The sequence below is a fragment of the Microbacterium sp. KUDC0406 genome (genome assembly GCF_021582875.1).
Taxonomy (GTDB): domain Bacteria; phylum Actinomycetota; class Actinomycetes; order Actinomycetales; family Microbacteriaceae; genus Microbacterium.
Genome location: NZ_CP091138.1, coordinates 3141445 through 3154392, shown reverse-complemented (window position 1 = coordinate 3154392; position 12948 = coordinate 3141445). Strand labels below are relative to the sequence as shown.

Here is a 12948-nt window from a genome sequence, read left to right as displayed (position 1 = left end):
GAGCGGGGTCCGCCAGGCCGTCGGCCGTGCGGACCCCGCTCCCCTTCTGCGTCTGTCGGGACGGGGCCGGTGACGGCCCCGCCCTGCGTCAGTGGCGCGACGAATCGACCTCGTCGTCGAGCACCGGCACGTGCTTGCCGTCCGCGTCGACGAGCCTGCCGCCCTGCACGCGGTCGCCCTCCTTCAGCACCCGGATGACATCGGTCTTGACCGAGCGGACCGGAGCGGCGCCGAAGACCGACGGGTTCTGCGGGGTGCCCTTCGAGAAGTGGTTGAAGATGAGGTTCAGGGTGATCGCCATCACCGCCGCCGAGCTGATGCCCGAGTTGAAGATCACCTGGAACCAGCTCGGGAAGTTCGAGTAGATGCCGGGGACCACCTCGGGCAGCACACCGACCGAGATCGAGGTGGCCACGATGATGAGGTTCATGTTGCCGTCGTACTTGACCTTCGCCAGCGTGCGGATGCCGGACGCGGTGACCGTTCCGAACAGCACGATGCCGGCGCCGCCGAGCACCGCGGTGGGCATCGCGGCGACGATGCGGCCGAGCACCGGGAACAGGCCGAGGACGATCAGCACGACGCCGCCGGCGGCGACCGCGTAGCGGCTCTTGATCTTGGTGACCGCCACCAGGCCCACATTCTGGGCGAACGCGCTCTGCGTGAACGAGTTGAAGATCGGGGCGACGGCGGTCGAGACCATGTCGGCGCGCAGGCCTGCGGCGATGCGCTTGCGGTCCACCTTCGAGCCGGTGATCTCAGCGACGGCCAGGATGTCGGCTGTTGTCTCGGTGAGGATCACCAGCACCACGATGAACATCGAGACGATGGCGGCGATGTTGAACGTCGGCACGCCGAACGCGAAGGGAGTCGGGAAGGCGAAGACCGGGCCGTCGAGCACCTTCGAGAAGTCGGCGCGGCCGATGATGACCGCGAACACCGTGCCGACGATCATCGCGATGAGGATCGACAGCCGCGAGATGAAGGCGTTGCCGACCTTGCTCAGCAGCATGATGACGGCGAGGGTGAAGGCGGCGATGCCGATGTTGACCGGATCGGCCCAGCCCTCCGCCTCGGGGTTCTGGCCCGTGATCCACTTGCCTGCCACCGGCATCAGCGACAGACCGATGGTGGTGATCACCACGCCGGTGACGACCGCGGGAAGAACCGCACGATCTGCGCGAAGAACGGCGCGATCACCAGGCCCATGAGGCCGGCGATGATCACCGCGCCGAAGATGTCGGTGAGCCCGGTCGCCTTGTTGCCGTTCACGATCGCGAGCATGGTCGCGACTCCTGCGAACGACACGCCCTGCACCAGCGGCAACTGGGAGCCGAAAAGCGGGACGCTGAAGCCGAGCTTCAGGCCGAGCGTCTGCAGCAGCGTCGCAAGACCGCCGACGAAGAGGCAGGCGGCGATCAGGACGCCGATCATGGCGGGGTCGACGCCCGCGGCGCTGCCGACGATGAGCGGCGGGGCGATGATGCCGCCGTACATGGTCAGCACGTGCTGGAGCCCGTAGGTGAAGGCCGAGCCGACGCTCAGCTTCTCGTCCTCCGGGCGGTCGGATTCTGTCGTGGTCTTGCTCTTGGCTGAACTGCGTGCAGCAGTCATGGTGGACCTCCTTGTCCGGTGACCCGCTGTTCGGGGTGGGCGTGATGGATGGTTTCGGGTATGCGGCAGCCAGGGGTCCGTCCCGTCAGAGACGGACCCCTTGTGCTCAGCCGAGGATCAGCAGAAGCCGGCGATGCCGTCCCACGACCAGTGGTCGGTGTCGGCGCCCTCGCGCAGGAAGGCCGCCTCGATCAGGCCGTAGGGGCGGTCGGCGGCGAAGAACACCTCGTTGGGGTTCTCCAGGCCGAACGGCGACAGGTCGACGACGAAGTGGTGGCTGTTCGGGGTCGAGAAGCGGATCTCGTCGATCTCGGGGTGCGCCTCGAGAACAGCCTCCGCCATCTCCTTCAGCGTGTGCTGCAGCGCGTAGGAGTAGTTCTTCGAGAAGCCCGCGAGCAGCCGGCGACGCACGTCGGCGAAGACCTCGTTGAAGTCGATGTCGTTGCGGTTGTAGCGCCACTTGGCCGTCACCGAGGTGGCGAGGATGCGGTCCTCGGTCTCGGGCAGGGTGGTGTACCTGTCCTTCGGGTAGCCGACGAAGCCGCTCTGCGTGGACTTGAGGACCGTGAGGTCCTGCAGCCCGGCGATGACGACCGTGTCGTCGCCGTCGATCTGCACGACAGAGGTGCGGGTCTCGGTGCCGCCGCGGACGAACGAGTGGTCGTGCGGACCGTTCTCGCCCTCGATGCGCTGCCAGGTGTACTGCTCGGCCTCCCAGCGACCGCCGGTCACCCAGTCGAACTCGCCGGTGAAGTGACGCCCGAGGCGGAGCAGGAACTGCTCCGGGCTGCCGATGCCGTCCTTGGCGAAGGCGTAGACCGTGTTCTTCTGCGTGTCGGTCGGCACGCAGTGCGCGTTGTCGCCCTCGAAGTGCACGGCCTCGAAGTCGCCGCGCAGCTGCGAGGTGACGTTGAGGTCCTCGATCTCGTGGCGATCGGTGTCGCGGGTGATGCGGACGACCCGCACCTCGGCCTTGCCGTACTGGTTCTTGCCCAGAATGATTTCAGTCATCTTCGTACTCAGCTTCCTCGGTAAGTGGAATAGGCGAACGGACTGAGCAGCAGCGGCACGTGATAGTGCGCCTGCTCGGTGTCGACCAGGAAGGTCAGCACCACCTCCGGGAAGAAGGTGTCCGTTTCGATGCCGGCGAAGTAGGCCGCGGTGTCGAACCGGAGGCGGTACGCACCGCTCTCCAGCCGCTCCGGGCCCAGCTCTTTCACCCGCCCGTCAGCATCGGTGAGGCCCGAACCGATCCCGACCCATCCGTCGCCGACTCGGGCCTCGAGTTCGACGGCGACGCCGGGCGCCGGGCGCCCGATCGATGTATCCAGGATGTGGGTGGTCACGTGAGAGACGCTCATGCGCGTGCTCCTTCAGTCTCGATGGCCGCCGCCAGACGGAGCGCCGCGATCTCGCGCAGCTGCTGGTCGATGACGGCGAGCTCCTGCTCGGGGGTGTTGCCCAGCCGCTGCTGCAGCAGGGCGAGGATGTCGTCGGCCGATCGTCCTGCGGCGCGCACCAGATACACGCGGTCGAACTTCGCCTCATAGGCGCGGTTGCCCTCGGCGAGGGCTGCGGCGGCGGAGGCATCCACGCCGGCCTGCTCGCTGCGTGAATGCGCGGCCTCGGCGGTGGTGCCCTTCGGCTGCTCGCCGATGCGGGGGTGATGCGCCAGCGCGCCGTCGATCTCCACCTCGGTGAGGGGGGCTGCCACGGCTGCCGCGGCGGCGGTGATCTCGTCGACCGATCCGAACGGACGGGAATCGACGATCGCATCGATCCAGCGGGCGACATCGAGCGCCGGCTTCACGATGGTGATGGCGTCCTCACGCGAGAGTGCGTTGAACTCCTCGAGCGACATCTTCGTACCTCAAGCCATGCTGGCATCCGGGGTGTAAGGCTATACGGGAATCTTCGAGAAGATTCGATTCCGTATCCCGGAACTGTTCTTTCAGCATGTGTAATTCAGTATGCAGAGAGCGGGAGGGGGATGTCAACCCCTCCCGCCAAGAATCTTCCACGACGCGAGGACTCAGACGCCGAGCTCCTCGCGCAGGCGCGCCACGTGGCCGTTCGCGTCGACACCGTACTCGGCGCGCTGCACGACGCCCTCGCCATCCAGCACGAAGGTGGAGCGGATGACGCCCTCGAAGGTGCGCCCGTCGATGGTCTTCTCGCCCCACACGCCCCAGGCGCGCGCGACGGAGCCATCGCTGTCGGCGAGCAGCGGGAAGGTGAGGCCCTCGGCCTCGGAGAACGCCTTGATGTCGGCGACCTCGTCGGGCGAGACGCCGACGACCGCGTAGCCGGCGGCCGCGAGCGAGGACAGGCTGTCGCGGAAGTCGCAGGCCTCGGTCGTGCAGCCCGGCGTCGCGGCCTTCGGGTAGAAGTACACGACCGCGTTGCTGCCGCGGAAGTCGGACAGTGAGATCGTGGCGCCGTCAGCGTCGGACAGCGTGAACGCGGGGGCGACGTCGCCCGCGGAGAGTCGTTCGGTCATCGGTGTACTCCTTCTTCTGGGTATGGGTCCCTGAGTCTGTCGACGGGCGTGAGCCTGTCGAAGGGCATGAGCCTGTCGAAGGGCTTGAGCCCGTCGACGGGCGTCAGCGGCCATCCGGCACGACGCCGAACGCCTCGGCCAGCTGCATGATCTTGCGCGCGCGCCCCAGGCGCGGCAGGTCGCTGCCGTCACGCACGATGCGACCGCGGGCGTCGAAGTCCTCGAGGAACTCGAAGGCCCACTCGACGTCGGTGCGGGTGGGGCTGATGACCTCGTTGACGACGGGCGTCTGGTCGGTGGCGAGGCAGAGCTTGCCGGTCATGCCCATCGACACGGTGATCGCGGACTGCTCGCGCAGGATCGGGTGGCTGGAGCCCACGGTCGGTCCGTCGATCGGACCCGGCAGTCCGCCGGCACGGCTGGAGATCACCAGCCGGGCGCGCGGGTAGGCCATCGCCTCGCGGTCGGCCGACATACCGGTGTCGCGGCGGAAGTCGCCGCTGCCGAAGGCCAGGCGGAAGGCTCCCTTGGCCCGGGCGATCTCGGTGGCGTTCTCGATGCCGATCGCGGACTCGACCAGCGCCACCACGGGCACCTGCGCGCCGAGACGGTTGAACGTGTCCATGACCTGACCGCCGTACTCGGTCTTCGCGAGCATGACGCCGCGCAGACCGGATGCCGCGCGCAGCCCCTCGATGTCGGCGCTCCAGTGATCGCTGGTGGCGTCGTTGATGCGCACCCAGGCGCTGTTGCCCTCGGTGCTCAGCCAGCGGATGACGTCGTCGCGGGCCTCGTCCTTGTGACTGGCGTCGACGGCGTCCTCGATGTCGAGGACCACGGCGTCGGCGTGGGACGCTGCGGCGGCGTCGAAGGTCTCGGGGCGCGTCGCCGCGACGAGCAGCCAGGAACGGGCCAGCTCGGGCGCGATCTCGCGCGGAGTCGGGGCGGGCAGCGGAGCATTCATTTGCGATTCCATTTCATGGAAGTAGATTTCTACAGTACGAAAAGTTTAGCGCGGCAATCGCGACCGCGCCAGCGCTCCCGACCGCACGTCGCGGCACGGATGCACGACGCGGGAACGGATGCACGCCGAGATTCGGCATCCGCTCGTGCAGGTGTTCCCGGGTCGTGCAACTGTACCCGTTCACTCTGCGCGGTACACGAGCACCGCGTCCCAGATCGCGTCGGCGACCTCCCTCTTGGAACCCGTCCGCTCGGCGACGACCTGGCCCCCGTCGCCGATGATCTCGACGGCGTTGTCGGCACGCTCGAAACCGTGGGCGGCATCCGCGCGGTTCACCGCGAGCAGGTCGACGCCCTTGCCCTCGCGCTTGCGGCGGGCGCGCTCGCGCCGCTGCTCGGGATCGGTGAGGGTCTCGGCGGCGAAGGCGACGATGGTCTGCTCCCCGGGTCGGTTAGCGGCCAGCCCGGCGACGACGTCCTCGTTCTCGATCAGGTCGATGTGCGTGAGCACGCCGACCTCTTCGGTGAGCTTGTGCGCGGCCACCTCGGCCGGCCGGTAGTCCGCCACGGCCGCGGCCATCACGATCACGTCCGCATCCCGTGCCGCCGCTCGCATCGCGTCGGCGAGCTCGGCCGCCGTTCCCACGCTCTCGATGCGGATGCCGGGCCGACGGGCGTCCGCGAGAACATCCTGCTCGACGTGCGCGGCGACCAGCACGACGTCGGCGCCGCGCGCGGCGGCGGAGGCCGCGAGCGCGACGCCCTGCCGGCCACTGGAGCGGTTGCCGAGGAAGCGCACCGGGTCGATCGGCTCGCGGGTGCCGCCGGCCGACACTGCCACCGTGAGCCCGGCGAGGTCCTGCGGGGCGAGCGCCGCATGAATCGCATCCAGGATCTCCTCCGGCTCGGACATCCGGCCGGGGCCGGAGTCGCCGCCGGCAAGTTCGCCGTCGGCGGGTCCGACGATGATCACCCCGCGCTCATGCAGCGTGCGGATGTTCGTCTGCGTGGCCGGATGCCGCCACATCTCGGCGTGCATGGCGGGGGCGATCACGACCGGCGCCTCGGTGGCGAGCAGCGTGGTGCCGAGCAGGTCATCGGCGATGCCGGCGGCCATCTTCGCGATCGTGTTGGCGGTGGCCGGTGCGATCACGACGAGGTCGGCGTTCTGACCGAGGGCGACGTGACGCACCCGGGCGACGTCCTCGTGCACGCTGGTGGTCACCGGGTTGCGGCTGAGCGACTCCCAGGTGGGCAGTCCGACGAAGCGCAGCGCATCGTCGGTCGGCACCACGGTGACGTCATGGCCGCCCTTCGTCAGCAGCCTGACCAGCTGCACGGCCTTGTAGGCGGCGATCCCGCCCGTGACTCCGACGACGATGTTCACGTCCTCAAGTCTGCCGCAGTTCGTCGGTCGTTGAGCGAGCGAGGTACGAGCGAGACGAAACGCTCTCAGGTCCGCCAGGCACCTCACCGCGTTTCGTCTCGCTTCGCTCGCTCAACGACCCCGGGGTTGCGAACTCCCGGTCGTTGAGCGAGCGACGAAGGAGCGAGACGAAACGCTCGCAGGTCCGCCAGGCACCTCACCGCGTTTCGTCTCGCTTCGCTCGCTCAACCTCGATCCACCGATGAGCGTGGGCGTTGAGTGGGTGCCGTAACGCGGAAATGCCTCCCGGATCAGGGAAAATAGAGCTGGTCTAAGGTTCTAGTTCCCCGAAGCGAGAGGCATCTCGTAGATGCAATTCAAGCATGCTCCGGCCGCTGTGTCCGCGGTGTTCGATGATCCGAATCTCGTGTCGGCTGCGGGTCTGGTCCCGATGCTCCGCCTCGCGCGTTCCGCGGGCCTGGACGAGCTCACCCAATCGCGGTTGAGAGTCCCGACAGACAAGGGCGCCAACGCCGGTGCGAAGGTCATGGCGCTGGTGGCGGGGATGCTTGCCGGGGCGGACTCGATCGACGACATGAACGTGCTCCGTCACGGCGGCATGCGGTCGCTGTTCGGCTCGGTGTATGCGCCGTCGACGTTGGGTTCGTTCCTGCGTGCGTTCACGTTCGGGCATGTCCGCCAGCTCGATGCGGTCGCCGCTCGCGTGCTGGCCGGCCTGGCCACGCGGGCGCCGATCATCCCCGCGCCGGCGGGCGCGGGGTTCGTGTTCGTCGATATCGACGACACTGTCATCGAGGTGCACTCTGCCCGCAAGCAGGGCGCCGGGATCGGCTACTCCCGGGTGCGGGGCCTGAACGCGGCGGTCGTGACCGCGTCGACAGCCTCGTCGGCGCCGGTGATCCTGGCCCAGCGGCTGCGCCGCGGGCAGGTGAACTCGCCCAGAGGCGCGGACCGGCTCCTCAGCGACGCGCTCACTCTGCTGCACCGCACCGGCACCGCCGGGCCGGTGCTGATGCGCGCGGACTCCGCCTACTACGGCCACCCCACCATCTCCCGAGCACTCGCCGCCGGCGCCGACGTGTCGGTCACCGTCAAACGCAACCCCGCCGTGACCGCCGCGATCGCGACCATTGCCGAGAACGACTGGACACCGATCCACTACCCGAACGCGATCTTCGACCCCGACACCGACGAAATGGTCAGCGACGCGGAGGTCGCCGAGACCCGGTTCACCGCATTCGCCAAACACGGCGGCATCACCGGACGGCTCATCGTGCGCCGCGTGAAAGCCCACCGCCCCAGGCCAGACCAGGATCCTCTGTTCGACACGTTCCGCTACCACGCGTTCTTCACCACCGTCACCGCCGACCGCCTGAACACCATCGCCGCGGACCGGGCCCACCGCGCCCACGCGATCATCGAGCACGTCCACGCCGACCTGAAGAACGGCCCCCTCGCGCACCTGCCCTCCGGCCGCTTCGCCGCCAACAGCGCCTGGCTCGTCCTCGCCACGATCGCATTCAACCTCACCCGCGCTGCCGGACTCATCGCCGACCACGCCGGACGGCTCGCCACCGCCACGACCGCGACGATCCGCCGCACCCTCATCTCAGTGCCAGCACGGCTGGCACGGTCCGCGCGCCGGATCACCCTGCACCTGCCCGAGGCCTGGCCCTGGCAGAGCGCGTTCGACCGGCTGTTCATCACTACGCACGCGCCACCACCATCAGCGGCAAGCTGACCACCGCCGCGACGACGGCACGACCGAGAACGAAGTGGACGACCGGGATGAGACGCCCGGAACCCACCCCTGCCCGCGACAGGATCACCCCACGCCGACCACACCGACCCCACCCGCCAAGGGCCCATCGGTGGATCCAGGCTCAACGACCGTCGCTCGCTCAACGACCGGAGGGCACGCAGCTGAACGTCGCGCGGTACGCGGTGGGGCTGGTTCCGACGATGCGGGCGAAGTTCTGCCGCAGCACCGCCGCCGAGCCGAACCCGCACTCCACGGCGATCTGATCGATTCCGTGATCGGTGCGCTCCAGCATCCGCTGCGCCTGGATGACCCGCTGCCTGGTGAGCCACACCGCCGGCGTGACGCCGTGCTCGGCCTTGAACCGCCGCGCGAAGGTGCGCGGCGACATGTGCGCATGGGCGGCGAGACGCTCGACCGGGAGGTCGTCCCCGAGGTGCTCGACCGCCCAGCTCGCCAGGCCCGAGAGCGAGACTTCGGCGACGACCGGGATGGGACGGTCGATGAACTGCGCCTGCCCGCCGTCGCGCTGCGGCGGAACGACCATCCTGCGGGCGACCCGGTTCGTGAGCTCGGCGCCCAGCTCGATGCGCAGCAGCGAGAGACAGGCGTCGATGCCGGCGGCGGTGCCCGCGCTGGTGATGATGTGCCCGTCGTGCACGAACAGCACGTCGGGGTCGACGGTGACAGCGGGATATCGCTCGGCCAGCACATCGGCGTACATCCAGTGCGTGGTCGCCCGGCGCCCGTCCAGCACGCCCGACTCGGCGAGCGCGAACACGCCGCTGCACTCGCTGAGGATCCAGGCGCCGCGCGCGCCCGCCTGCCGGATCACGTCGAGGATGCGGGGATCGACGGCGTCCCACTGCTCGCGGGGAAGGGGCACAGCACGAGCACGTCGGCATCGCGGGCGAACGACAGATCACCCACTCCCCCGACGGTGAAGCCCAGCTTCGAACGCACTTCGCCGGCGTCGGCCGCGACGACGCGGAAGTCGAAGTTCGGCACGCCGTCGTCGGTTCGATCGAGGCCGAAGACCTCGCACGCGATGCCGAACTCGAAGGGGGCGAACCCGGGCTGGATGATGCAGGCGACGGTCTTCATGGGCGCTCGATTCAGGATGGCAGTTTTCCTGCGAATGCTGACCATCATGCCATTCGTGGCACTTTTCCACCAGACGTAGCGTTGCTGCCATGTTCATCATGATCCTTCTCAGCGCAATGGCCCTGTGGGGTCTCATCGCCACCGTCGTCGAACTCCGCCGGGACGGCTACGGCCCGGTCCGCACGGACTGGAACAGGGTGCAGTCTCATGCCGGTCGTTGAGCGGAGCGACGAAGGAGCGAAGACGAAACGCACTGCGCCCGCCAGACACGTCACCACGTTTCGTCTCGCTCCGCTCGCTCAACGACCCGGGTGGGTTCGGTGTGCGAAATAGACTGGCCGCGTGTGCACCGTCGTGATCGACACCGAGCCGGGCTCGGCCCGGCTGCTCGCCGTCCGCGACGAGGACCCGCAGCGCGAGTGGGACGACCTCGGCGCCTGGTGGCCCGAGCGGTACCCGGGCGTGATCGGCATCCGCGACCGCCGCGCCGGCGGCGCCTGGCTCGCCGTCGACCCCACGACCCGGCGCCTCGCCGTGCTGCTCAACCGCGCCGATCTGCTCGACGTGCCCGCCGATCAGCTGGCCTCGCGGGGCTCCCTGGTACTGGAATCCGTCGCCGGCCGCTCCCCGAGGGCGCTCCGCGCACGCACGGATTCAACCTGCTCGAGGTCTCACCCGAAGGGGCTCGCGTGCTCACCTGGGACGGCGTCTCCCTGCGCGAGACCCCCGTCGCCTCCGGCGTGCACATGATCGCGCACGACGATCTCGACGACCCGGCGACGGCGCGCATCGCCGCCTGGCTGCCGCGGTTCACGGCAGCCGAGCCTGACGACTGGACCGCCCTGCTGCAGGAGACCGCGGCACTCGATCCGAACGACGACCGCGCGATCATCCGCGACAACACGTCGCACGGCTATCCGACTCTGTCGCTGCTGTACGCCACGGCCGAGGTGTCCGCGGACGGCGCGGCGGTGAGCTCGCACGTGCTGTCGCGGCCCGGTCACTGGGACTGACCGCGAAGACCCGTCACGACTGAGGCGTGCCCGCGCCCGGGGAGCCCTGCATGGCGGCGTCCAGCGTCGGGAACACCCTGCCCTCGCGCTCCAGCCCCGAGAACCACTCCGCGCGCCTCGCCACGGCGGCGCCCGACTCCGGGATGCCGGCCAGCCGCAGCTCGATGCCGCGTGCACGCAGCTCGTGATCGAGATCACCCAGCGCGTCGAGCACCGTGACCGAGACGACTCGCAATTGCCCGGCTTCGAGCACCAGGGCGTGGATGCCGGCGGAGCCGTCCGCCGCGGAGAGCACGGCGTTCTCGTACGGCAGCACGTTCGCGGTGTACAGCGCCCCGAGCAGGCGCACGGGAAGCACGCCGTCGCGCGCTTCGCCGACCTCCATCCGCACCCGGTTCAGTTCGCGGAAGACGATGTAGAACGTTCCGAGCACGCCGATCGCGACGGCCAGCAGCAGGCCGGCGGTGAGGCCGACGAACGCGGTCGCCGCGGCGACCCAGAAGTCCGGACGGCTCACCCGCCACAGCGCGCTCAGGCCCGGGATGTCGATGAGCCCGGCGACCGCGACGAAGACCAGCGCGGCGAGCGTCGCCTGCGGCATCAGGCTCAGCACGGGCCCGAGGAACAGCGCCACCAGCACCGCGAGCGCCACGGTCACCACGCTCGCGATCTGCGACCGGGCACCGGCGTCCTTGTTCACCGCGCTCTGCGAGAAGCCGCCGGCGGCGGGCAGCACCTGGAAGAACGAGCCGATCGTGTTCGCGGCACCGGTCGCCAGAAGCTCGCGGTTGCTGTCGATCTGCGTCTCACCCGGCTCGCGGATGCCGCCGGCGACGGCGCTGGATTCGAGGAACGCCATCACCGCGATCGCGAAGGCGCCGGGCAGCATTCCCTGGATGTGCGCGAACGACGGGATCGCGAACGGCGGGAACCCCTGCGGCACCGGTGCGATCAGCGCGACCCCGGCATCCTTCAGGCCGGTGAACGCGACCAGCACGATGCCTGCGGCCACCACGATCAGCGGGCCGGGCAGCCGAGGCAGGAAGCGCTTGAGCAGGACGAGCGCGATGATCGACCCGATCGACAGCAGCAGCGTGGGCACGTTCATGCCCGGCACCGCCTCGACGACGCCGAGGACCGAGCGGATGAAGCCGTGCCCGGTGTACTCGCTGTCGACGCCGAGCAGCTTCGGCAGCTGGCCGACCGCGACGGTCGCGCCGACTCCGACCTGCACGCCGATGATGGTCGGCTTGGAGATGTACTCCACCGCCCCGCCGAGCTTCAGCAGCCGGGCCAGCAGCAGCAGCACCCCGACCAGCAGGGTGAGCGCCATCAGATCGGGCACCGGATCGTCGGAGTTCGCCGCGACACCGGCCGAGACCAGCGTGGTGGCCGTCAGCGTCGCGATGGTCGACGTCGTCGACACGCTCATCGCGCGGGACCCGCCCAGCAGCGCGTAGACGAGCATCGGCACCATGCAGGTGTACAGGCCGATCTGCACCGGCAGGTTCGCGATGGTCGCGTAGGCCATCGCCTGCGGGACGACGACCGCGCCGGCGGACAGCCCGGCCACGACGTCCCGTCCCAGCCAGGCGCCCCGGTACCCGTGCAGCGTCGGGGCGAGCCATCCGCGCGCCGTCGCGGTCGTCCCGCTCATCAGGCGCCCGGGGCGGGGAACACCTGCGACCAGTCGTCCGCGACGCTGATCACGGTGACGTCATCGGCGGCGAGCGCCTTCTCGGCCCCCTTGTCATACGGTGCATCGCCGCGGCCGGAGTGGTCGTCGTGGTGCACGAGCAGGCCGAGCCCGCGTCGCCCGTCCGCGCCTCCGACGGCGAACTGCAGCATGGGCAGGTCGCCGTTGGAGTTGCCGCAGGCCAGCAGCGGCCGTCGGCCGATCCTGCTCCAGATGCGCACCGGCTTCACCGGGCCGTCGTCGAAGAAGTCCAGACCGGCGGTGTACCGCACGGCTCGCGAGTCCTCGTCGTAGGTCAGGCCGAAGGCGGAGCCGACGACCCGCTCGGCCGGGATGCCGTAGAAGCTCTCGGTGATGCCGCGCATGAAGTCGCGCTCACCACCCGAGACGATGTAGCAGGTGAATCCGTTCGCCTCGAGATACCGCATCAGTTCGCGCATCGGCTCGTAGACCATCTCCGAGTACGGCACGTCCCGCACCGGATGCCGCGCGGTGCGGAAGAACTCACCGATGTCGGCGGCGTACGCGTCGACATCGACGCCGTCGGTCAGGCCGGTGAGCGATCCGATGATCACCTTCAGATCGTCGTCGTCTCCGGCGTAGTGCTTGTCGACGGCGGCGCCGAGCCAGGACAGATCGCCGGTGGCGGCGGCCTTGTACGGCTGCCGCTCGGCCAGGGACGGATCCGCTTTCGCCGCGTCCGCCCACTTGCCGATGACGTAGTGCAGCTGCACGATGAGCGGCTTCTCCGACCACAGCGTGCCGTCGTTGTCGAACACGGCGATCCGCTCCTCGACGGGAACGGCATCCGGTCCGGTGGTGACCGACTCGACGAAGTCGATGATGGTCTTGCGCGTGATGCCGTCGCGCCATGAGGGCAGGGTGGTCATGAGGCTCCTCCGATCCCGATTC

General features: G+C 69.2%; 12 protein-coding genes and 2 pseudogenes. 4 read left to right on the top strand and 10 right to left on the bottom strand.

Annotation, left to right across the window (positions count from 1 at the left end; genetic code table 11):
* Nucleotides 1-88: 88 nt before the first annotated feature.
* From L2X99_RS15550 to coaBC, 7 genes and pseudogenes are all read right to left on the bottom strand, one after another.
* Nucleotides 89-1614, bottom strand: a pseudogene (locus tag L2X99_RS15550) (nucleobase:cation symporter-2 family protein).
* A gap of 117 nt (nucleotides 1615-1731) precedes the next feature.
* Nucleotides 1732-2625, bottom strand: a complete 894-nt coding sequence (pucL, locus tag L2X99_RS15545) for a factor-independent urate hydroxylase (protein WP_236125964.1) — start codon at nucleotides 2623-2625, stop codon at nucleotides 1732-1734.
* Nucleotides 2626-2633: 8 nt separating this feature from the next.
* Complete coding sequence (gene uraH / locus L2X99_RS15540; protein WP_236125965.1) at nucleotides 2634-2975, bottom strand: hydroxyisourate hydrolase; 342 nt, start codon at nucleotides 2973-2975, stop codon at nucleotides 2634-2636.
* Entirely contained in the window at nucleotides 2972-3475 is a 504-nt protein-coding gene (gene uraD / locus L2X99_RS15535) for a 2-oxo-4-hydroxy-4-carboxy-5-ureidoimidazoline decarboxylase (RefSeq protein ID WP_236135366.1), read from the bottom strand. The genes uraH and uraD overlap by 4 nt, the downstream gene beginning before the upstream one ends.
* Nucleotides 3476-3646: 171 nt before the next feature.
* Nucleotides 3647-4114, bottom strand: coding sequence for a thioredoxin-dependent thiol peroxidase (gene bcp / locus L2X99_RS15530; protein ID WP_236125966.1), 468 nt, complete (start codon nucleotides 4112-4114; stop codon nucleotides 3647-3649).
* Between the two features lie 103 nt (nucleotides 4115-4217).
* Nucleotides 4218-5090: an HpcH/HpaI aldolase/citrate lyase family protein gene (locus L2X99_RS15525; RefSeq protein WP_442923458.1), complete on the bottom strand. Its 873-nt coding sequence runs from the start codon at nucleotides 5088-5090 to the stop codon at nucleotides 4218-4220.
* A 168-nt stretch (nucleotides 5091-5258) separates the two neighbouring features.
* Complete coding sequence (coaBC, locus tag L2X99_RS15520; protein WP_236135364.1) at nucleotides 5259-6464, bottom strand: bifunctional phosphopantothenoylcysteine decarboxylase/phosphopantothenate--cysteine ligase CoaBC; 1206 nt, start codon at nucleotides 6462-6464, stop codon at nucleotides 5259-5261.
* Between the two features lie 349 nt (nucleotides 6465-6813).
* On the opposite strand from coaBC, the gene L2X99_RS15515 reads away from it, so the two are divergent.
* Entirely contained in the window at nucleotides 6814-8205 is a 1392-nt protein-coding gene (locus L2X99_RS15515) for an IS1380 family transposase (RefSeq protein WP_236125346.1), read from the top strand.
* A gap of 160 nt (nucleotides 8206-8365) precedes the next feature.
* Here L2X99_RS15515 and L2X99_RS15510 read toward each other — a convergent pair.
* Nucleotides 8366-9327 (bottom strand): annotated as a pseudogene (locus L2X99_RS15510) (GlxA family transcriptional regulator).
* A gap of 89 nt (nucleotides 9328-9416) precedes the next feature.
* Here L2X99_RS15510 and L2X99_RS18025 point away from each other — a divergent pair.
* The 3 genes from L2X99_RS18025 (at nucleotide 9417) to L2X99_RS15500 (ending at nucleotide 10340) form a co-directional block, all read left to right on the top strand.
* A complete protein-coding gene (locus tag L2X99_RS18025; RefSeq protein ID WP_268928529.1) occupies nucleotides 9417-9548 on the top strand; it encodes a hypothetical protein in 132 nt (43 codons plus the stop codon).
* Nucleotides 9549-9669: 121 nt separating this feature from the next.
* Nucleotides 9670-10077 carry an NRDE family protein gene (locus tag L2X99_RS15505; RefSeq protein WP_236125967.1) on the top strand — a complete coding sequence of 136 codons (408 nt, stop codon included), beginning with the start codon at nucleotides 9670-9672 and terminating at the stop codon, nucleotides 10075-10077.
* On the top strand, nucleotides 10017-10340 hold the full coding sequence (locus tag L2X99_RS15500) for a hypothetical protein (protein ID WP_236125968.1): 324 nt from the start codon (nucleotides 10017-10019) through the stop codon (nucleotides 10338-10340). Before L2X99_RS15505 ends, L2X99_RS15500 begins: the two co-directional genes overlap by 61 nt.
* 13 nt (nucleotides 10341-10353) lie before the next feature.
* Here L2X99_RS15500 and L2X99_RS15495 read toward each other — a convergent pair whose 3' ends face one another.
* Together L2X99_RS15495 and L2X99_RS15490 are read right to left on the bottom strand one after the other, a co-directional pair.
* On the bottom strand, nucleotides 10354-11997 hold the full coding sequence (locus L2X99_RS15495) for a SulP family inorganic anion transporter (protein ID WP_236135363.1): 1644 nt from the start codon (nucleotides 11995-11997) through the stop codon (nucleotides 10354-10356).
* Entirely contained in the window at nucleotides 11997-12926 is a 930-nt protein-coding gene (locus L2X99_RS15490) for an HAD family hydrolase (protein ID WP_236125970.1), read from the bottom strand. Before L2X99_RS15490 ends, L2X99_RS15495 begins: the two co-directional genes overlap by 1 nt.
* Between the last annotated feature and the right edge of the window lie 22 nt (nucleotides 12927-12948).

Coding starts and splice junctions, on each gene's coding strand:
- L2X99_RS15515 (WP_236125346.1), top strand. CDS start 6,814: ATGCAATTCAAGCATGCTCCGGCCGCTGTGTCCGCGGTGTTCGATGAT.
- uraD (WP_236135366.1), bottom strand. CDS start 3,475: ATGTCGCTCGAGGAGTTCAACGCACTCTCGCGTGAGGACGCCATCACC.
- L2X99_RS18025 (WP_268928529.1), top strand. CDS start 9,417: ATGTTCATCATGATCCTTCTCAGCGCAATGGCCCTGTGGGGTCTCATC.
- L2X99_RS15490 (WP_236125970.1), bottom strand. CDS start 12,926: ATGACCACCCTGCCCTCATGGCGCGACGGCATCACGCGCAAGACCATC.
- L2X99_RS15495 (WP_236135363.1), bottom strand. CDS start 11,997: ATGAGCGGGACGACCGCGACGGCGCGCGGATGGCTCGCCCCGACGCTG.
- L2X99_RS15525 (WP_442923458.1), bottom strand. CDS start 5,090: ATGGAATCGCAAATGAATGCTCCGCTGCCCGCCCCGACTCCGCGCGAG.
- pucL (WP_236125964.1), bottom strand. CDS start 2,625: ATGACTGAAATCATTCTGGGCAAGAACCAGTACGGCAAGGCCGAGGTG.
- uraH (WP_236125965.1), bottom strand. CDS start 2,975: ATGAGCGTCTCTCACGTGACCACCCACATCCTGGATACATCGATCGGG.
- bcp (WP_236125966.1), bottom strand. CDS start 4,114: ATGACCGAACGACTCTCCGCGGGCGACGTCGCCCCCGCGTTCACGCTG.